Raw genomic sequence first — 18,796 nt, forward strand, 5'->3', positions numbered from 1 at the left:
ACGCGTTGGCTCAGTGGTTGAAGTGCCACCAGATGTCGTAGAGCGACAGGCCGGGAGTCACCGACTTGATCAGGTACTTCACGTACCAGGGGCGGCTGTCGACCCACTTCTTGAAGTCGTTGTACTTGCCGCCGACGGCCTTGGCGAAGCCGCCGATCTTCTTCAGTGCGCCCCAGATCTTGCCCCAGTTGGGAGCCTTCAGGGCCTTGGCGCTGTGTGCGGCAGCGCCGTCATGGCCGTCGGCGACCTGCTGCATCTCCGCGAGCTCTTCAGGCGTGAACACGGACAGGAATGCCCGTACCTCAGGATCGTCACTGTCCAGGAAGGCCTTGAAGGTGCTGGGCAGCTGGGCTTCCTGTGCGGCTGCGAGTCGCGTCTGCGGCGAGGTGGCAGCAGTGGCCGCCGGCGCGGCGACTCCGACGGTGATTGCCGCCACGATGGCAGCGGCGGCCGTGCGAACGTGCTTGTGGTTCACGTAACCTTTCCCCTTGCAACACCAAGGGGGAAGAGGGACATGCGGATACGCCGGTAGGCGTCCAAACTTAACGGCCCCCGAATGTGCTTCTTCCCCCGTACTTCCCTGATCGGGTGGTCTGTCCGATCAGCGGTCGGCAGGACACTACCGGCGCTGAATAACCCCATACAAGCCGGTTCGGTGTGATGACGGTCATCACTACTGAGGGAACGCAATCAACCGATCATGCATCTGATCTGGATTGCCCGAGAGGTGCCGGCTGACCCGAGCGGATGTTCGCGCTCCCCACGGGGACCGCACGAACACCGCGACGGGAAACCCCATCCGTAAAGCGACTTGATGTCGCTGCCCATCTCGGGAGTGTCGATGGAGGCGTCCTCGTCGAACGACTGCGACCTGTCCAGGTCGTACGCCTCTTTCATCTTGTCGAGGTAGGAGGAAGTCTCGGATGCGATCGGCTCGGCGGAAATGAACGCCCAGTTTTGGGACAGCAACATTCAGCGAGGAATCGTTGTACCGGGTGCCGAGACCCTCGAGCTTGCTGTTGTATCTCTGCCAGTACGCCAAATCGGTCTCCGCCAACCGAGCGTTGTGCTGGACATCGATGTGGCCTTCGGCCTGAGCGGCAAAAAGTGCGTGGGGTGATTTCGCCTGAACCTTGGGCCGATAGCCGCGGCCCTTCAGGATCTCCTGCCACAGGTATGCGACATCCCTGCCCTGGTCCCCCTCGACGTATCCAACGGAGATACTGGGACCTGTAGGTGCGTCGTTCTTCGTCCTCAGGCTGATGGCGCCCGCGACGAGCGGGAGAGCGATCGGCCCGGCGGCGTACCCTGCCATTTACTGCTGCGCTGTTGCTGTGGAATGGGAGCGGCCGGCGTCGTTCGCCCGGCCCGCGTAACGGGCTCTGCCGAGACAGGCGTGACCTCGTCGCCCTCCGCAGCGGTGTCCGATGCGGCCGGAGTGGACTGCTTGTCGGTGACGAGCTGGAGAACGTCTGCCCACGCCCCCTCTTGTCCGGCCCAGCGGTCCTCGGGGGAGAGTCACGTGCGCCCCGCGGCGGACGCCCGCATCCTGTCGCAGCCAGTCGTACAGAGACCGCAGCTCCTGCTCTCCGCCGCCCACCCGCACATCAACCTGCGCGACTCCCCCTCCGAAGCGTTCGCATCCCCATCGCCACAAGAGTGGTCATACCTATGCACTGGGCAATCAGCTTGCCTACAGCACCAAGATCCCAGCGCACTTCCGATACGAGAACAGCCCCGGGAAGCGGCGGCGTTCACCCTCCCCGGGCCCCGGGCAGGAAGGCACTGAAGCGTGCCTGGCGAGGACGTGACCAACGTGGCCCCCGATGCGGGCGTGGCCATTGACGGTGAAGGCCGACGGTGTGTCCTACCTCACCCGTGGCCGTGCTCGATGATCTGCTGCGGCAGCGTCTGACGGGGCGTTGGTAGCGGGGTGCTGGGAGGTGGAGTCGAAGATCTTCTCCCAGGTGTCACTCAACAGGACCCCGGAAACCACTCAGCCCTGGTCTTCCTCACCGGAAGACCAGGGCTGACCTGGTGTTTCTTCAGTCGGGGTGGCGGGATTTGAACCCACGACCTCTTCGTCCCGAACGAAGCGCGCTGCCAAGCTGCGCTACACCCCGAAGCAACGAGCTCTACTTTAGCGGACCGATCCGCGAACGTGAAATCCGGTATCCGGGGCGCGGGGGAGCGGGCCTGAACTGGTCGATTGCGAGGAGGACCAGGGCGAGCGCGAAGAAGGCCAGACCGTAGAGGAAGGTGTTGACCAGGACGTCTGAGTACCCGTGGATCTCGACATCCAGGAAGGGGTACGGGTAGCGGCCGGCCGTGCCGGGAGTGATCAGGGCGCCGCGGACCAGGGCGAAGGCCAGATAGAGGAGCGGGTACGCCAGCCACTGCCAGGTGTGGCGCAGCCGGAAGTGGCGCGGGGTGGTCAGGAAGAGCCAGTCCAGTACGGCGGCCAGGGGCGTCACGGTGTGCAGGAGGTGGTTGGCGACCGTGCCGGTGGTGCCGCGTGCCGCGGCGCCGGTCATGGCGAAGTGGGCCGCGTCGCCGGCCAGGACGACGTGGTACACGAGGCCGGTGATCACCATGTAGAGCACGACGGCGCCGGTGATCCGGGGCGAGACGGGGCGGCGACCGGTGGCGGTCCGGTAGGCCGACCACGCGGCGCAGACGGCCAGCGCCGCGTTGCTCTGGATCGTGAAAGAGGACGCCAGCCGGGGCAGGTCCGTGGAGAGGGAGATTTCCAGGGCGATGCCGGTGGCGGCGGCCGCGGCGATCAGCAGCCGGAGGAAGGCGGCGAGCGGGCGGGGGCCGTGCGGCGCGACCGCCGACGACGGGGTGAGCGCCGAGGCGCCGGCCGGGCCGGTCGCGTAGTGCGAGGAACGGGTGGGGTCGGACCGGGTCGGGTCGATCATCCCTCCACGCTAGACGGGATGCGCGGGGATCGGGGACGGATCGGGGCGGCACCGGCCTTGAAGCGGAACCTGAGGTTTCCGGAGCCCGAGGCGGAAGCCGAGGCGGAAGCCGAGACGGAAGCCGGGGCGGATTCCGACTTGGAGTCCGCCCCGGAAGCGTGGAACCGGTCGGCGGCTAGGCGCGTTCCGTCAGGGTCAGCAGGGTCGCCTCGGGCGGGCAGGCGAAGCGGACGGGGGTGTAGCGGTTGGTGCCGCAGCCCGCGGAGACGTGCAGGTAGGAGGTGTGCTCGCCGGCGGTGTGGGTGGAGAGGCCCTTCACGCGGCCGGTGTCCAGGTCGCAGTTGGTGACCAGGGCGCCGTAGAAGGGGATGCACAGCTGGCCGCCGTGGGTGTGCCCGGCGAGGATCAGCGGATAGCCGTCGGCGGTGAAGGCGTCCAGCGAGCGCAGGTACGGGGCGTGCACGACGGCGAGCGAGAGATCGGCGCCGTCCTCGGGGCCGCCGGCCACCTCGGCGTACCGGTCGCGCTTGATGTGCGGGTCGTCCAGACCGGTCAGCGCGATCTCGAAGCCGTCGAGCTTCAGCCGGCCGCGGGTGTTGGAGAGGCCGACCCAGCCCGCCGTGTCGAAGGCGTCCCGCAGCTCTTCCCACGGGTTGTGGATGGCGCCGACGACGGGCGCGTTGCCGTTGAGGCCGTGCCGGCCCTGGACCTTCTCGATCAGGTAGCGGGCGGGATTGCGCAGCTTCGGCCCGTAGTAGTCGTTCGAGCCGAACACGTACGTACCGGGGAACTCCATCAGCGGGCCCAGCGCGTCCAGCACCTCCGGCACCCCTTCGGGGTCGGAGAGGTTGTCACCGGTGTTGACGACGAAGTCGGGGCGGAGGCCGGCCAGGGACTGCAGCCAGCGCCGCTTCTTGTGCTGCCCGCTGACCATGTGGATGTCCGACACCTGCAGCACCCGCAACGGCCGCATGCCGCGCGGCAGTACGGGGATCGTCACCCGGCGGAGCCGGAAGGACCGGGCCTCGATGCCGGCGGCGTAGGCGATGCCGGCCGCGCCGACCGCCGTCAGGGAAAGGGGTACTCCGTATCGCGCGCGCATGGCCCCATCGTGGCAGAGAGCGAGGCACGGAGGCATCACGGGGAGGGATGATCATGCTGTCGTACGGGTCTCGCACCGGGCGCGGGCCGGGTACGCGCCGGGCCTCGGCCGGGTTCCGGCGGCCGGGCTCGCCGGGGCCGGGGAAGCCGTTCCGGCCCGATAACTCCGCGCGGTAGCGGGCGGGCCCTGGCAAACTTGGGTCATGACCACGCTCAAGACGAAGCTGCAGGACGACCTCACCGCAGCGATCAAGGCGCGCGACGAGCTGCGCTCCTCCACCCTCCGCCTCACGATCACCGCGATCCAGAAGGAGGAGGTCGCGGGGACCGAGGCCCGCGAACTGTCGGACGGCGAGGTCGAGAAGATCATCGCGCGCGAGGCGAAGAAGCGCCGCGAGGCCGCTGAGGCGTTCGACAAGGGCGGCCGGACCGAGCAGGCCGCGCGGGAGAAGGCCGAGGGCGAGGTGCTCGCCGACTACCTCCCCAAGCAGCTCACCGACGCGGAGCTGGAGAACATCGTCGCCGAGGCGGTGGCGGAGGCCGTCGGCAGCGGCGCCGAGGGCCCGAAGGCCATGGGCGCGGTCATGAAGATCGTGAACCCGAAGGTCGCGGGCCGCGCCGAGGGCGGCCGGGTGGCCGCCACGGTGAAGAAGCTGCTGGCGGGCTGACCAGGGCGTTGGCGCCGGCGTTGGCGGGCTGACTCGTACGGATACGCGGGACGGACCGCGTATGGATACGCGGGAAGGACCGCGTTTGGACACGCGGGGCTGACCGCGTACGGGTACGCGAGGTCGACCGCGTACGGATGCGCGAAGGGGCGCCCCTCCGGAGAGGGGCGCCCCTTTTTGCGTGCTCGGTGCGCCGGGCACTATGCCCGAGACCATGGGCGCTAAGCCCACGGGCGGCTCCGGGTCACCGGTTGTGCCCCCGGCCGTTCCCACCGCCCGGCCAATTCCAGCCGCCGTCGCCGCCCCCAATGACGTCGGGCAGGTCCGGCAGGTCGGGGAGGTCGACGCCGCCCCCGCCGGGCTTGCCGTCCGTGCGGGCCGGCGGCTTGGCCCGGTTCTTCTTCTTGTCCTTGGGGCTGCGGATCGGCACCGTGTGGAAGCCCGGCGCTGGCTTGCCCGCGAGCGCCCCGGCCATCGCGTCCCGCCAGATCGGGCCCGGTACCTCGCCACCGAAGACCTTGTCGTGCGGGCGGCCGCCGATGGTGATGTCGACCATCCGCCGCTTGTGCTCGGGGTCGCCGACCCACACCGCGCCCGCCATGTTCGGGGTGTAGCCCACGAACCAGGCGGCGTAACGGCCGTCCGTCGTACCGGTCTTGCCCGCGCTCGGCCGGCTGTTGAGCCCGGCCTCCTTGCCGGTGCCGTCCTCGACGACGCCCTGCAGGAGGGTGTTTATGGTGTCGGCCGTCTTCTCCGACATGGCCCGGCGGCAGCTGGTCTGCGGGACCTTCATCGCCTTGCCGTTCGGGCCGGTGATCGACTCGATGGCGACCGGCGTGCAGTACTCGCCGCGGTTGGCGAACGCGGCGTACCCCGCGGCCATGGTCAGCGGCGACATCTCCTGCGTGCCCAGGGTGATCGACGGGACCTGGTCGATGTCCTTGCCGTCGGCGCGCTTGATGCCCATCTTGTCGGCCATCTTCGTGACCGGGCAGATGCCGACATCGCTGATCAGCGACACGAAGTAGGTGTTGACCGACTTCGCGGTCGCCTCCTTCATGCCGTACGGGCCCTTCTCGCTGCGGTTCTCGTTCTCCACCGGAGCGCTGCCGTTCCACATCCCCTTGCAGGTGGAGACCGGACTCGGGTACTGCATGCGGTACGGGGAGGGGTAGACCTTGTTCGGGCTGACGCCCTGCTCCAGCGCGGCCGCCGCGATCACCGGCTTGAAGGTCGAGCCGGGCTGGTAACCGGCGCCGCCGCCCATGTCACCGTCCACCGACAGGTTCATCTGGGTCTGGTGCGCCTTGAAGCCGTACGGCCGGGACTGGCCCATGCCGCGGATCTTGCCGCTGCCCGGCTCGACCAGGGCCGCCGCGGTGGCGACCGGGTCCGAGTCGTACACGTGATCGCTCACCGACTTCTGCACGGCCTTCTGGGCCTGCGGGTCCAGCGTCGTACGGATCGTCATGCCGCCGCGCTGCCAGCGGGCCAGCCGGGCCTTGGCCGTCTTGCCGAAGACCGGGTCGTTCAGGAACGCCTCGCGGACGTAGTCGCAGAAGAAGCCGGCCCCGTCGACGGCGGTGATGCAGCCGTTGCGCGGGGTGCTGACGTGCAGCTCGATCGGCTTCTTCGCGGCCGCGGCGGCCTGCGCCCGGGTGATGTCGTGGACGTCGGCCATCCGCTGGAGCACGGTGTTGCGCCGCTTGGTGGCCTCTTCGGGGTCGTTGACCGGGTCGTACCGGCTCGGCGACTGGACGATGCCGGCCAGCAGCGCGGACTCGGCGAGGTCCAGATCCTTGGCGGGCTTGCTGAAGTAACGCTGGGCCGCGGCCTCGACCCCGTACGCCTGCTGCCCGAAGAAGGTGATGTTCAGGTAGTTCTGCAGGATCTTCTTCTTGCCCAGCTCCTTCTCGACCTGGATCGCGTACTTCAGTTCGCGGACCTTGCGGCCGATGGTCTGCTGGGTGGCCTCCGCGACCTTGTCCTGGTCGTTGCCCGCCTCCTCGACGAAGACGTTCTTCACGTACTGCTGCGTCAGCGTCGAGGCGCCCTGGGAGACCCCGCCGGACTGCGCGTTCTTGTTGACCGCGCGCAGGATGCCCTTCATGTCGACCGCGCCGTGCTGATAGAAGCGCGAGTCCTCGATGGCGACGATCGCCTTCTGCATGTACGGGGAGACGTCCTTCAGGTCCACCACCGTGCGGTTGCGGAAGTAGACCTTGGCGATCTCGCCGCCGTCGGCGTCCAGGATCGTCGTCCGCTGGCTCAGCGGTGGCGTCTTCATATTGGACGGGATCTCGTCGAACCCCTCGACCGTCCCCTTGGCGGCGAGGCCCAGCGCGCCGGCGGCGGGGAGTGCCAGGCCCGCCAGTACGGCTCCGGCCAGAACGCTCACGCCGAGGAACTTCGCGGCCTGCTGGGTTGCGGTGAGGCCGCCACCGTCGCGCTTCTTACCCATGAAAGCACCCTAATCCGTTGGCAAGGACGTTCCGAGGCAGCGGGTGCCTCCCGGGATGTTCGAGTACCGGATCGTGACATCGGGGGCGCCCGGGTGGGCTATGCCATAAGGAGTAACGGTGGGCCGGAGCAACGGTGGACCGGCGTACCGGTGGGCCGCTCCGGGCCCCGGTGGAACGGTGGGCCGTCCCGGGCCGAGGAGGAGCTGTTCGACGGTGAGGGGGTACGGGCTCACCGTGCGGGCAGTTCGGCGCGGTGCCCCGGCAACGTGAGGCGCGTAGGTTCTCAATCACCGGACAGGGGCGCATCTGTTCGCATACTCTGTTCACGCCTGTCACTCGAACGTGGTTCCGCACCAGCACATCGCCGCTTTCCGCCGCGGGGCCGGTGACCGGATTGCCCGTATGCGTCGTCCGTGCTCGTTCGTGGCTTGTGTGAAACACCCTGAAGTGTCCTGGCCTGCCAGAAAAGCGACGTATGCCCTGCGCTCACTCCGTTGGGTGATCTGCCGCATACGCATAGTCCGTTCGGACCATTCAAGATTGGGCCCGAAGGGGGTGTTGCGCCCTGCCTGCCTTCCGTAACGTCCTCAACTGGCAACGGTGAATATGCCGCTTGCCGCCGTGGGGGAGCCTCGATTCGGGAGAGGACGGCGCCAGCATGAGCTGGGTAACCGACTGGAGTGCACAGGCAGCCTGCCGCACGACCGATCCGGATGAGCTGTTCGTTCAAGGGGCAGCCCAGAACCGCGCCAAGGCGGTCTGCACCGGATGCCCCGTGCGAACCGAGTGCCTTGCCGATGCCCTGGACAACCGCGTCGAATTCGGAGTGTGGGGCGGGATGACGGAGCGCGAGCGGAGGGCGTTGCTGCGCCGTCGCCCGACCGTCACCTCGTGGCGTCGGCTGCTGGAGACGGCTCGTACGGAATACGAACGCAGCGCGGGAATCCTCGTGGACTGCGACGAAGACGAAGAAGTGGAGTACGACAACTTCGCCGCGGTCGGCTGAGCCGGCCGGTGGTGCCCGGCGTCAGCCGGGAAATGAACACCCGGCGCAGGGCCGGCCGGGCAGGGTGAGCGCTGACTGCGGCATGGCCGCCGGCGCTTGGGTCGGTGCGCGATCGCCGCGTGCACGAGCGCGGTAGAAGTGCGGCACGTGACGGTGGCTTCGGCCGCCGTCGTGCACCGTCGCACTGAGGTCGGCGCGGGATGCGCCGCGTCGCGCCACGCCGTCCGTGCCTGAGTCGATGCCGTGCCGGGTTGCGCTGCCGTGTCGGCTCTCGTCTCTCCGCGTACGCCTCCTGAATGCGCCTCTCTGGATGCTGCATGGGCCTCTTGGATGCGCCTGCGCGAGGTCTGCCTGCTCGTCTCCGAATCGGCCAATCGGCATGACCTGTCGCCGTACTGGCTACCGCCGTACCGCTCCGCGCCATACCGCCTGGTCTCCACGTCCCGCGACGGTTCCGCGTGGTCTCCGAGACCGTTCCGCGTGATCTCCCCCACGGTTCCGCGTGCCGGCAGGCGATCGGTCCGTGCCGACGAGTGCCCGGGATGCTCAGTCTCATGCCCGTTGGGGCCGAGGAGCGTGCCCGAGCAGGCGCATGCCCGGACAGGCGCGCGCCCGAAGGGGCAGGCCCGTGTAGTCACGGACGGAGCCGGCGTGCGTCAGACCGTCCGCATCGTGCGGCGGGCTGTCAGCTCGCGCCCTCGGACGCGTCGCCGTGTGCCTCGTCCGTGTGCCCGGACGCGAGGCGGTCGGCGATCTCGCGCAGTCCCGAGACGTCATGGACGTCACCGGGCAGCGCGGCGATCTCCGCCACCGGTACTTCCGGGTGCAGCGCGGTGAAGCGGTCGCGGGTGCGCCGCTCGCGCGCCAGAACCTGCATCCGTTCGGCGTGCAGGGTCAGCAGGCCTGCGGCCAGACGGGCCGACCGGGCCTCGGGGGACTGCTTCGATTCGGGAGTTGCGGAGGGGTCTTGCCGGTGCAGCGCCGACGCAGCGGGGGAGGAAGCGTCAGCGGTACGTGATCCAGCCTTCCCGCCTCCGAGATCCACAATTCCGTCCTCGCCAAGATTTTCGGCGTCTTCCTCGTCCACCGAACCGGAGTTCCCGGCTCCGGCCAGGTCGGTCAGCGCTTCGGCCGCCGCCAGCGCCCGCTCGGCGCTCAACTGGTCGGCGCCGCTGCCGTGTACGCGGTTCAGCACCAGGCCGGCCAGCGGCATCTGCTCGGCGGCCAGCCGCTCCACGAAGTACGCCGCCTCGCGCAGCGCGTCCCGCTCCGGCGCGGCCACCACCAGGAAGGCCGTACCGGGCGCCTGGAGCAGCCGGTACGTGGCGTCCGCGCGGGTGCGGAAGCCGCCGAACATGGTGTCCATGGCGGCTACGAACGTCTGGACGTCCTTGAGCAGCTGGCCGCCCATCAGCTTGCTGAGCGTGCCGGTCATCATCGACATGCCGACGTTGAGGAACTTCATCCCGGCCCGGCCGCCGACCTTCGCGGGCGCCATCAGGACCCGGATGAACTTGCCGTCCAGGAAGGACCCCAGCCGCTTGGGCGCGTCCAGGAAGTCCAGCGCGGACCGGCTCGGCGGGGTGTCGACGATGATCAGGTCCCACTCGTCGCGGGAGCGCAGCTGGCCCAGCTTCTCCATGGCCATGTACTCCTGCGTGCCGGCGAACCCGGCCGACAGGGACTGGTAGAAGGGGTTCTCCAGGATCGCCCTGGCCCGCTCCTTGTCCGCGTGCGCCTCGACGATCTCGTCGAACGTGCGCTTCATGTCCAGCATCATCGCGTACAGCTCGCCCCGGCCTTCGGGACCGCTGACGTCCTTGACCTGCCGCGGGACGTTGTCCAGTTCGGAAATGCCCATCGACTGCGCGAGCCGGCGGGCCGGGTCGATGGTGAGGACGACGGCCCTCCGGCCGCGCTCCGCCGCGCGGACGCCGAGCGCGGCCGCCGTGGTGGTCTTCCCGACGCCGCCCGCGCCGCAGCACACGATGATGCGGGTCTGCGGGTCGTCGAGCAGCGTGTCCACGTCCAGGTGCGGAGCCGAAGCATCCAAGGTCGTGTACTCCGATGTCATATCGGTCCCTGTGTCCGCAGGTCCCGGGCCAGCCGGTAGAGCCCCGCGAGGTCGACTCCCTCGGGGAGCTGTTCCAGTTCGTACGTGGGCAGCCCGAGGCCGGTGATCTCGGTGTGTTCCGCACGCTCCAGCGCGACCCGCTCGGCGTGCTCGCGGGCCTGCTCCAGCAGCGGGTCGATGAGCCGCTCGGCGCGGCCGCCGCGGCGCGCTCCGCCGAGCCCCGCGCTGGAGAGTGCCGCCGCGATGCCCGCGCGGGCGCCGTTCGCGGCCAGGTCCACCTCGTCGGGGTCGAGGACGGGCGGCCGGATCATGTTGATGACCACGCCGCCCACCGGGAGGCCGGCGGCGCGCAGTTCGGCGACGCCGTCCACGGTCTCCTGTACCGGCATCTCCTCCAGCAGCGTCACCAGATGGACGGCCGTCTCGGGCGACTTCAGTACCCGCATGACGGCCTGTGCCTGATTGTGGATCGGCCCGATCTTCGCGAGTCCCGCGACCTCGTCGTTGACGTTCAGGAAGCGCGTGATGCGGCCCGTGGGCGGCGCGTCCATGACGACCGCGTCGTACACGAAGCGCCCGTGCTTGTCCTTGCGGCGGACGGCCTCGCAGGCCTTGCCGGTCAGCAGGACGTCCCGCAGTCCCGGCGCGATGGTCGTGGCGAAGTCGATCGCGCCGAGCTTCTTCAGGGCGCGGCCGGCACCGCCGAGTTTGTAGAACATCTGGAGGTAGTCCAGCAGCGCGCGCTCGGCATCGATGGCCAGCGCGTGCACTTCGCCGCCCCCTGGAGAGACAGCGATCTTGCGCTCTTCATAGGGAAGCGCCTCGGTCTCGAACACTTGGGCAATGCCCTGCCGGCCCTCGACCTCGACCAGGAGGGTGCGCCGCCCCTCGGTGGCCAGGGCGAGGGCGAGGGCGGCGGCGACCGTGGTCTTTCCGGTACCGCCCTTGCCGCTGACGACATGGAGCCTGCTCACGCCATGGAGCCTAACCAGTCCGCCTCCCGGCTACGCACGAGACGCCGGGCCTGTCGCGTATGCCTCGGTCGGCGGCGTGCTCACGGGCCCCTGGAGACGCGTGCGGGGGCGCCGCGGACGCGCGTCCTCGGCCACCCTGTACAGGCATTACGCTCGCCCCATGACGAAGTGGGAATACGCGACCGTGCCGCTGCTGGTGCACGCGACGAAGCAGATTCTGGACACCTGGGGCGAGGACGGCTGGGAGCTGGTCCAGGTCGTGCCCGGCCCGAACAACCCCGAGCAGCTGGTTGCCTACCTGAAGCGGGAGAAGCAGGCATGAGCCAGGTCGAGGACAAGATCGAGTCGCTCGGCCTGAAGCTCCCCGCCCTCGTGCCGCCGCTGGCCGCATACCAGCCGGCCGTGCGTACCGGGAACTACGTGTACACCTCCGGTCAGCTGCCGATGGTGGACGGCTCGCTGCCGGCCACCGGCAAGGTCGGCGCCGAGGTCGGTGCCGACCAGGCCAAGGAGCTGGCCGCCGTCTGCGCGCTGAACGCGCTGGCCGCCGTGAAATCCGTGACCGGCGACCTGGACAAGATCGTCCGGGTCGTGAAGGTCGTCGGCTTCGTGGCCTCCGCACCGGACTTCACCGGGCAGCCCGGTGTCATCAACGGTGCGAGCGAGCTGCTCGGCGAGATCCTCGGCGACAAGGGCGTGCACGCCCGCTCCGCCGTGGGCGTGGCCGTGCTGCCGGTCGACGCGCCGGTCGAGGTCGAGATCCAGGTCGAGATCGCGGACTGAGCGACCGGCCGGACGGCATTCTCCGAGGGGCGGTACGGCCCGCGGCACAAGCTGCGGATCCGTACCGCCCCTCGCGTCTGCGGAGCCGTACCGCCCCTCGGTCTTGGGGCTGCTGCTCCCTCGCCCCTGAGGCCCTTCGCGCCCGCCGGCTCTCGTGTCCGCCGTCCCTCGGGCCTTCGGGGCCGGTGCTCGCCGCCCCCTCGTGTGCCCCTGCGCGCGGCCTCTCCGAGGGGCGTCCGGGGGGCCGGGGCGCCCCCTCGAACATCCGCGCGTGAACGCATAGCATCCGGCCATGTCGACGACGACCAATGGCCAGTGGTACCCGCCCGAGTGGCCGGACCGGATCCGGGCGCTCGCCAGTGGGGAGCTGACGCCGGTCACGCCCCGTAGAGCGGCGACCGTCATGCTCCTGCGCGACTCCGGCCAGGGACCGGCCGTCCACATGCTGCGCCGGCGCGCCTCCATGGCCTTCGCGGCCGGCGCGTACGCGTACCCGGGCGGCTCGGTCGACCCGCGGGACGAGCGGCCGGTCGCCTGGGCCGGGCCCTCGCGCGCCGAGTGGGCCGCCCGGCTGGGCGTCGAGGAGGCCGTGGCGCAGGCGGTGGTCTGCGCGGCTGTCCGCGAGACCTTCGAGGAGGCGGGCGTGCTGCTCGCCGGGCCGTCGGCCGGCACGGTCGTCGCCGACACCACCGGGGACGACTGGGAGGCCGACCGTGCCGCCCTGGTGGCCCGTGAGCTGTCGTTCGCCGACTTCCTGGAGCGCCGGGGCCTGGCGCTGCGAAGCGACCTGCTGGGGGCCTGGGCGCGCTGGATCACCCCCGAGTTCGAGCCGCGGCGCTACGACACGTGGTTCTTCGTGGCCGCCCTCCCCGAGGGCCAGCGCACGCGCAACGCGTCCACGGAGGCCGACCGTACGGGGTGGACCCGGCCCGCCGAGGCGGCGGCCGGCTACGACCGCGGCGAGCTGCTGATGATGCCGCCGACCATCGCCACGCTGCGCACCCTTGCGCCGTACGGCACCGCCGCCGACGCGCTCGCCGCGGCGGCCCGGCAGGACCTCACCCCCGTACTGGCGCGCGCCGAGCTCGTCGAGGGGGAGATCGTGCTCAGCTGGCCGGGCCACGAAGAGTTCACCAAACACATCCCCTCGGGCGCGGCGGCCGGCCACGACGGCACCGCGTCCGGCTCCCCCGAAGGGCCTGCCGCATGACCGACGCAGCCGCACTTCCCGGCCAGCCGCGCGGCGGTGTCCTCTCCGGCGCCGCGACCGCACGCGCGTACTGCGTACTGGCGCCGAACCCGTCCGCGATGACCCTGGACGGCACCAACACCTGGATCGTCGCCGAGCCGGACTCCGACCGCGCCGTGGTCATCGACCCGGGGCCGCTGGACGAGAGCCACCTGAAGACGGTCCTCGACACCGTCGAGCGGGCCGGCCGGCGCGTCGCGCTCACCCTGCTCACCCACGGGCACCCCGACCACGCCGAGGGCGCCGCCCGCTTCGCCGAGCTGACCCGTACGCCGGTACGGGCCCTGGACCCCGCGCTGCGCCTCGGGGACGAGGGCCTGGCCGCCGGGGACGTGATCACGACGGGAGGCCTGGAGCTGCGCGTCGTGCCCACTCCGGGGCACACCGCCGACTCGCTCTCGTTCCACCTGCCGGCCGACGCGGCCGTGCTGACCGGGGACACGATCCTCGGGCGCGGTACGACGGTGGTGGCGCACCCGGACGGTCGGCTCGGCGACTACCTGGACTCGCTGCGGCTGCTGCGCTCCCTGACGGTCGACGACGGCGTGACCACGGTCCTGCCGGGCCACGGGCCGGTGCTGAACGATGCGCAGGGCGCCGTGGAGTTCTACCTCGCGCACCGGGCCAAGCGGCTCGCCCAAGTGGAGACGGCAGTCGAGGCAGGTCACCGTACGGCCGCCGACGTCGTCGCCCACGTGTACGCCGACGTCGACCGTTCCCTGTGGCCGGCGGCGGAGCTGTCCGTGCGGGCGCAGCTGGACTACCTGGGGGAGCACGGGCTGGTCTAGCCGAAGAACGGCCCGTCCGGCGTTGAGCGCCCCGGGGGGCGGGGGCGAAGCCCCCGCGCGAAAAGGCCCCGCACGGATGCGGGGCCTTTCGGTACGCGCGCTGACGCGCAGTGGTCAGCGCGACCGCTTCGCGAGGCGCTCGACGTCCAGGAGGATCACCGCGCGGGCCTCCAGACGCAGCCAGCCGCGGCCGGCGAAGTCCGCGAGCGCCTTGTTGACCGTCTCACGGGAGGCGCCGACCAGCTGGGCCAGCTCTTCCTGGGTGAGGTCGTGGACGACGTGGATGCCTTCCTCGGACTGCACGCCGAAGCGGCGCGAGAGGTCCAGGAGGGCACGCGCCACACGACCGGGCACGTCCGAGAAGACCAGGTCGGACATCTGGTCGTTGGTCTTGCGCAGCCGGCGGGCGACGGCGCGCAGCAGGGCCGTGGCCACCTCCGGGCGGGCGTTCAGCCAGGGCTGGAGGTCGCCGTGTCCCAGACCCAGCAGCTTCACCTCGGTGAGCGCGGTGCCCGTGGCCGTGCGCGGGCCCGGGTCGAAGAGGGACAGCTCACCGATCAGCTCACCCGGGCCGAGGACGGCGAGCATGTTCTCGCGGCCATCGGGGGAGGTGCGGTGCAGCTTCACCTTGCCGTCGGTGACCACGTACAGGCGGTCGCCCGGGTCCCCTTCGTGGAACAGGGCGTCACCACGGGCAAGCGTGACCTCGGTCATCGAGGCACGCAGCTCAGCAGCCTGCTCGTCATCGAGCGCCGCGAAGAGCGGTGCGCGCCGCAGAACGTCGTCCACGAGTTCTCTCCTTGTCGACATGCTCCGGGTGACGTAGGTCCCCATCATGCCGGAATGCAAAACAGTGCGATCAATCACAAGGATGCAGGACAGGTGTCCGCCGCCATAAGGCAGGGGGCCGATTGGGGGCGCGATTCCTGGCGATCGGGCCGGATGTCGGTGGGTGGCCGTAGTCTGGCCGAGTGTCCAATACGCCGGTGAGAGCACAGGACAAGGGGGCCGGACGAGTGAGCGCAGGCCGCGATTCTGCTGTGGGCGAACATGCGGGCGCGAATGCCGCGAAGCCCTCGAAAGCGGACTCGGAGCTGGTGGGGTCCGTTACCGCCAAAAGGGCTCCTGCGGCGGAGAAGGCCGGGGTGACGGAGGTGTCGGACGCCTCCGCGCCAACCACCGCCGACCCGGATTCGGGCAGGGCACGCACTCGTAGGAAACCGGCCACCACGAGGCAGCCGGAGGCGACCGCGGAGAAGAGCACGGTGACGGCGAAGAAGAGCACGTCAGAGGCGAAGAAGACCGATCGGGCCGGGCAGCGGACGGCTGCGGCGGCGAAGAAGTCGGCCGCCCCCGGGAAGGCCGCCGGAACCGCCTCCGAAAAGACCGCGAACGCGAAAAAAACCGCCGCGGCGGAGAAGACCGCGGCCGGGAAAAGCGCGGCCAAGAAGACCACGGCGAAGAAGAACGCCGCAGTGAAGAAGACTGCAGCGGCGAAGAAGACCGCGGCGGACAAGAGCACGGCGAAGAAGACCGCAGCGAAAAAGACCGCGGCACCCGAGACGCCCGCCGTCCGCAAGGCCGAGTCCCGCGTCGCCCTGGTCCGCCGGGCCCGCCGGATGAACCGCGAGCTCGCCGAGGTCTATCCGTACGCCCACCCCGAGCTGGACTTCCGCAACCCCTTCGAGCTGCTGGTCGCCACCGTCCTGTCGGCGCAGACCACCGACCTGCGGGTCAACCAGACCACCCCGGCCCTCTTCGCCGCGTATCCGACGCCCGAGGACATGGCCGCCGCCGACCCCGAGGCGCTGGAGGAGCTGATCCGCCCGACCGGCTTCTTCCGGGCGAAGGCGAAGTCCCTGCTCGGCCTGTCGGCCGCGCTGCGCGACCGGTTCGGCGGCGAGGTCCCCGGCCGGCTGGAGGACCTGGTCACGCTGCCCGGCGTGGGCCGCAAGACCGCCAATGTGGTGCTCGGCAACGCCTTCGGCGTCCCGGGCCTCACCGTCGACACGCACTTCGGGCGGCTGGTCCGCCGCTTCGGGTGGACCACGCAGCAGGACCCGGAGAAGGTCGAGGCGGAGATCGCCGAGATCTTCCCCAAGAGCGAGTGGACGATGCTCTCGCACCGCCTGATCTTCCACGGCCGCCGCGTCTGCCACTCCCGCAAGCCCGCCTGCGGGGCCTGCCCCGTCGCTCCGCTGTGCCCCTCGTACGGCGAGGGCGAGACTGACCCGGAGAAGGCGAAGAAGCTGCTCAAGTACGAGATGGGCGGCAAGCCGGGGCAGCGCCTGCGGCCCCCGGCCGACTTCCCCGGCGAGCCCGCGCCGCCCCTGGCGGCCCGCGTGACGGCCGGATGACGGAGGGCGGCCCCGGAGCCGGGACGTCGTGACCATCGCAGCGAGGGCCTGAGGGGGCGCGTATGACGAGAGCACAGGAGACGGCACGAGGGGCGTACGACCAGGACGCCCACGGACGGTGGACGGACGGGCGGACGGTGTACGGACAGCAGGCGGCCGGCGCGGGGGCGGCCGCCGGGGACGTACGCGTCACGACCGAGGGGCTGCCGGCGTGGCTGCGCCCGGTGGCCGACGCGGCGGCGACGGTCAAGCCGCATCAGCTGAGCCGCTTCCTGCCGCCCGCGACCGGCGGCCGGCAGTCCGCCGTGCTGATCCTCTTCGGTGAGGGCACCCGCGGTCCCGAGCTGCTCCTCATGGAGCGCGCCGGGACCCTGCGCTCGCACGCGGGCCAGCCTTCCTTCCCGGGCGGCTCGCTGGACCCGGAGGACGGCGACCCGGACGGCGACGGCCCGCTGCACGCGGCGCTGCGCGAGGCCCGGGAGGAGACCGGCCTGGACCCGGCCGGTGTGCAGCTCTTCGGTGTGCTGCCCCGGCTCTACATCCCGGTGAGCGGCTTCGTGGTGACGCCGGTGCTCGGCTGGTGGCACGAGCCCAGCCCGGTCGGCGCGGTCGACCAGGCGGAGACGGCCCGGGTGTTCACGGTTCCCGTGGCCGATCTCACGGACCCCGCGCACCGCGTGACGACCCGCCATCCGAGTGGCCACGTCGGCCCGGCCTTCACGGTCGAAGGGGCTCTGGTCTGGGGTTTCACCGCCGGTCTCATCGATCGGATCCTGCATTACGCGGGGTGGGAAGTGCCCTGGGACCGGGACAAGCAGGTCCCGCTCGACTGGCGCTCGTGAGACGGTGGCGGGCGTGAACGTCCTGGACATCCTGCTGTTGGTCGCCGCCGTGTGGTTCGCCGTCGTCGGTTATCGCCAAGGTTTCGTCGTCGGCATCCTGTCCGTGATCGGGTTCCTCGGCGGCGGACTGATCGCGGTCTACCTGCTGCCCGTGATCTGGAACGAAGTGACCGAGGACGCCACACCGGGCTCCTTCGCCGCCATCGCGGCGGTCGCCATCGTCATCGTGTGCGCCTCCGTGGGTCAGGCGCTCACCACGCATCTGGGCAACAAGCTCCGGAGATACATCACCTGGTCACCGGCGCGCGCCCTGGACGCCACGGGCGGCGCGCTGGTGAACGTCGTGGCGATGCTGCTGGTGGCCTGGCTGATCGGCTCGGCCCTCGCGGGCACGTCCCTGCCGACGCTGGGCAAGGAGGTACGCAACTCCAAGGTGCTGCTCGGCGTCTCCCGGGTGATTCCGGCACAGGCCGACATCTGGTTCGCCGACTTCTCCTCCGTCCTCGCGCAGAACGGCTTCCCGCAGGTCTTCACGCCGTTCTCCAACGAGCCGATCCAGGAGGTCGAGCCGCCCGACCCGGCGCTGGCCGGCAGCCCGGTCGCGGCCCGCGCCAAGCAGAGCATCGTGAAGGTCGTCGGCACGGCCACCGGCTGCGCCAAGGTCCTCGAAGGCAGCGGCTTCGTGTTCGCCCCGCACCGCGTCATGACCAACGCGCACGTCGTGGGCGGCGTGACCGAGCCGACCGTACAGATCGGCGGCGAGGGGCAGCGGTACGACGCGAAGGTCGTGCTCTACGACTGGCGGCGCGACATCGCCGTACTGGACGTCCCCGACCTGCGGGCGCCCGCGCTGCGCTTCACCGGCCAGGACGCGCGGAGCGGCAACAGCGCCATCGTCGCGGGCTTCCCCGAGAACGGCGGCTACGACGTCCGCTCGGCCCGTGTCCGCGGCCGCATCCAGGCCAACGGCCCGGACATCTACCACCGCGACACGGTCGCCCGCGATGTGTACTCCCTGTACGCCACGGTCCGGCAGGGCAACTCCGGCGGCCCGCTGCTCACCCCGGACGGCAGGGTCTACGGCGTGGTCTTCGCCAAGTCCCTCGACGACAACAGCACGGGGTACGCCCTGACGGCCGACGAGGTCCGCACCGACATCGAGCGGGGGCGTACGGCCCAGCAACCGGTCGACAGCCAGGGCTGTGCGATGTGAGAAGGGGCCCGGGGCGGCCGCTGCCGCTTCGGGGAGCCCGTACGGGCCGTCCGGAGCGTCCGCCGTCCGCGAGCCCGTCCAGCGGGCTCCTGGCGGCGTGACCCCGGCCGTCCGGGGTCAGCTCCGCGGGTGGCGGAGCCGCGCGGTCATCCAGCGCGCACGGCGGCGCAGGATGCGCGGAATGCCGAGTGGATCGGCGAGCTCATGAGGTCCGCCCGCCCGGAGGTCCGGGGCGCTCCTCTCCTTGGTGCCCAGCGCAGCGGCGTTGCTGCGGCGGTTGCGTGCCACGTCACGGTAGTCGTGCGTCCAGCCCATACCCTCGTCTCTGCCCGTGCCCCGCGGTCCGTAATCGCACCGG

18 protein-coding genes and 1 tRNA gene are annotated in these 18,796 nt (G+C 70.6%); 9 read left to right on the plus strand and 10 right to left on the minus strand.

Annotated features, from left to right (window positions below; genetic code table 11):
* Window positions 1–10: 10 nt before the first annotated feature.
* The 5 genes from ACIGQF_RS26320 to ACIGQF_RS26340 all read right to left on the minus strand — a co-directional run bounded on the left by ACIGQF_RS26320 (window position 11) and on the right by ACIGQF_RS26340 (window position 4,023).
* Window positions 11–475: a hypothetical protein gene (locus tag ACIGQF_RS26320; RefSeq protein ID WP_399714749.1), complete on the minus strand. Its 465-nt coding sequence runs from the start codon at window positions 473–475 to the stop codon at window positions 11–13.
* 198 nt (window positions 476–673) lie between these two features.
* The gene (locus ACIGQF_RS26325; RefSeq protein WP_399714752.1) at window positions 674–1,315 is read right to left on the minus strand and encodes a glycine betaine ABC transporter substrate-binding protein; all 642 of its coding nucleotides are present in this window, start codon (window positions 1,313–1,315) and stop codon (window positions 674–676) included.
* 734 nt (window positions 1,316–2,049) lie between these two features.
* Window positions 2,050–2,123, minus strand: a tRNA-Pro gene (locus tag ACIGQF_RS26330).
* Between the two features lie 12 nt (window positions 2,124–2,135).
* Complete coding sequence (locus tag ACIGQF_RS26335) at window positions 2,136–2,921, minus strand: Pr6Pr family membrane protein (RefSeq protein ID WP_399714754.1); 786 nt, start codon at window positions 2,919–2,921, stop codon at window positions 2,136–2,138.
* A 175-nt stretch (window positions 2,922–3,096) separates the two neighbouring features.
* Entirely contained in the window at window positions 3,097–4,023 is a 927-nt protein-coding gene (locus ACIGQF_RS26340) for a metallophosphoesterase (protein ID WP_361552839.1), read from the minus strand.
* Between the two features lie 202 nt (window positions 4,024–4,225).
* Between ACIGQF_RS26340 and ACIGQF_RS26345 the strand changes: the two genes are divergently transcribed.
* The gene (locus ACIGQF_RS26345; RefSeq protein WP_399714757.1) at window positions 4,226–4,690 is read left to right on the plus strand and encodes a GatB/YqeY domain-containing protein; all 465 of its coding nucleotides are present in this window, start codon (window positions 4,226–4,228) and stop codon (window positions 4,688–4,690) included.
* Between the two features lie 244 nt (window positions 4,691–4,934).
* On the opposite strand, the gene ACIGQF_RS26350 is transcribed toward ACIGQF_RS26345, so the two are convergent.
* On the minus strand, window positions 4,935–7,151 hold the full coding sequence (locus tag ACIGQF_RS26350) for a transglycosylase domain-containing protein (RefSeq protein ID WP_399714759.1): 2,217 nt from the start codon (window positions 7,149–7,151) through the stop codon (window positions 4,935–4,937).
* Between the two features lie 659 nt (window positions 7,152–7,810).
* On the opposite strand from ACIGQF_RS26350, the gene ACIGQF_RS26355 reads away from it, so the two are divergent.
* Entirely contained in the window at window positions 7,811–8,158 is a 348-nt protein-coding gene (locus tag ACIGQF_RS26355) for a WhiB family transcriptional regulator (RefSeq protein WP_399714762.1), read from the plus strand.
* 685 nt (window positions 8,159–8,843) lie between these two features.
* Here the strand turns inward: ACIGQF_RS26355 and ACIGQF_RS26360 are convergent.
* On the minus strand, window positions 8,844–10,232 hold the full coding sequence (locus tag ACIGQF_RS26360) for an ArsA family ATPase (protein WP_399714764.1): 1,389 nt from the start codon (window positions 10,230–10,232) through the stop codon (window positions 8,844–8,846).
* Window positions 10,229–11,206: an ArsA family ATPase gene (locus tag ACIGQF_RS26365; RefSeq protein ID WP_399714767.1), complete on the minus strand. Its 978-nt coding sequence runs from the start codon at window positions 11,204–11,206 to the stop codon at window positions 10,229–10,231. Before ACIGQF_RS26365 ends, ACIGQF_RS26360 begins: the two co-directional genes overlap by 4 nt.
* A 160-nt stretch (window positions 11,207–11,366) precedes the next feature.
* On the opposite strand from ACIGQF_RS26365, the gene ACIGQF_RS26370 reads away from it, so the two are divergent.
* The 4 genes from ACIGQF_RS26370 to ACIGQF_RS26385 all read left to right on the plus strand — a co-directional run bounded on the left by ACIGQF_RS26370 (window position 11,367) and on the right by ACIGQF_RS26385 (window position 14,026).
* Window positions 11,367–11,528: a DUF4177 domain-containing protein gene (locus tag ACIGQF_RS26370; protein ID WP_003975360.1), complete on the plus strand. Its 162-nt coding sequence runs from the start codon at window positions 11,367–11,369 to the stop codon at window positions 11,526–11,528.
* Window positions 11,525–11,989, plus strand: coding sequence for a RidA family protein (locus tag ACIGQF_RS26375; protein WP_361552821.1), 465 nt, complete (start codon window positions 11,525–11,527; stop codon window positions 11,987–11,989). Before ACIGQF_RS26370 ends, ACIGQF_RS26375 begins: the two co-directional genes overlap by 4 nt.
* A 292-nt stretch (window positions 11,990–12,281) precedes the next feature.
* On the plus strand, window positions 12,282–13,199 hold the full coding sequence (locus ACIGQF_RS26380) for an NUDIX hydrolase (RefSeq protein ID WP_399714770.1): 918 nt from the start codon (window positions 12,282–12,284) through the stop codon (window positions 13,197–13,199).
* The gene (locus ACIGQF_RS26385; protein WP_399714773.1) at window positions 13,196–14,026 is read left to right on the plus strand and encodes an MBL fold metallo-hydrolase; all 831 of its coding nucleotides are present in this window, start codon (window positions 13,196–13,198) and stop codon (window positions 14,024–14,026) included. The genes ACIGQF_RS26380 and ACIGQF_RS26385 overlap by 4 nt, the downstream gene beginning before the upstream one ends.
* A 114-nt stretch (window positions 14,027–14,140) precedes the next feature.
* On the opposite strand, the gene ACIGQF_RS26390 is transcribed toward ACIGQF_RS26385, so the two are convergent.
* Window positions 14,141–14,815 (minus strand): Crp/Fnr family transcriptional regulator, encoded by a 675-nt coding sequence (locus ACIGQF_RS26390; protein WP_030260115.1) that lies wholly within the window; start codon window positions 14,813–14,815, stop codon window positions 14,141–14,143.
* Between the two features lie 476 nt (window positions 14,816–15,291).
* Here ACIGQF_RS26390 and nth point away from each other — a divergent pair, with 476 nt between their 5' ends.
* The 3 genes from nth to ACIGQF_RS26405 all read left to right on the plus strand — a co-directional run bounded on the left by nth (window position 15,292) and on the right by ACIGQF_RS26405 (window position 18,438).
* Complete coding sequence (gene nth / locus ACIGQF_RS26395) at window positions 15,292–16,383, plus strand: endonuclease III (RefSeq protein WP_399715113.1); 1,092 nt, start codon at window positions 15,292–15,294, stop codon at window positions 16,381–16,383.
* A 62-nt stretch (window positions 16,384–16,445) separates the two neighbouring features.
* Window positions 16,446–17,225 (plus strand): NUDIX hydrolase, encoded by a 780-nt coding sequence (locus ACIGQF_RS26400; protein WP_399714777.1) that lies wholly within the window; start codon window positions 16,446–16,448, stop codon window positions 17,223–17,225.
* Between the two features lie 13 nt (window positions 17,226–17,238).
* Window positions 17,239–18,438, plus strand: coding sequence for a MarP family serine protease (locus ACIGQF_RS26405; protein ID WP_399714780.1), 1,200 nt, complete (start codon window positions 17,239–17,241; stop codon window positions 18,436–18,438).
* A gap of 117 nt (window positions 18,439–18,555) precedes the next feature.
* On the opposite strand, the gene ACIGQF_RS26410 is transcribed toward ACIGQF_RS26405, so the two are convergent.
* Window positions 18,556–18,753, minus strand: a complete 198-nt coding sequence (locus tag ACIGQF_RS26410) for a hypothetical protein (RefSeq protein WP_110944252.1) — start codon at window positions 18,751–18,753, stop codon at window positions 18,556–18,558.
* Window positions 18,754–18,796: the final 43 nt, after the last annotated feature.

Source organism: Streptomyces sp. NPDC053560 (assembly GCF_044544605.1).
GTDB lineage: Bacteria > Actinomycetota > Actinomycetes > Streptomycetales > Streptomycetaceae > Streptomyces.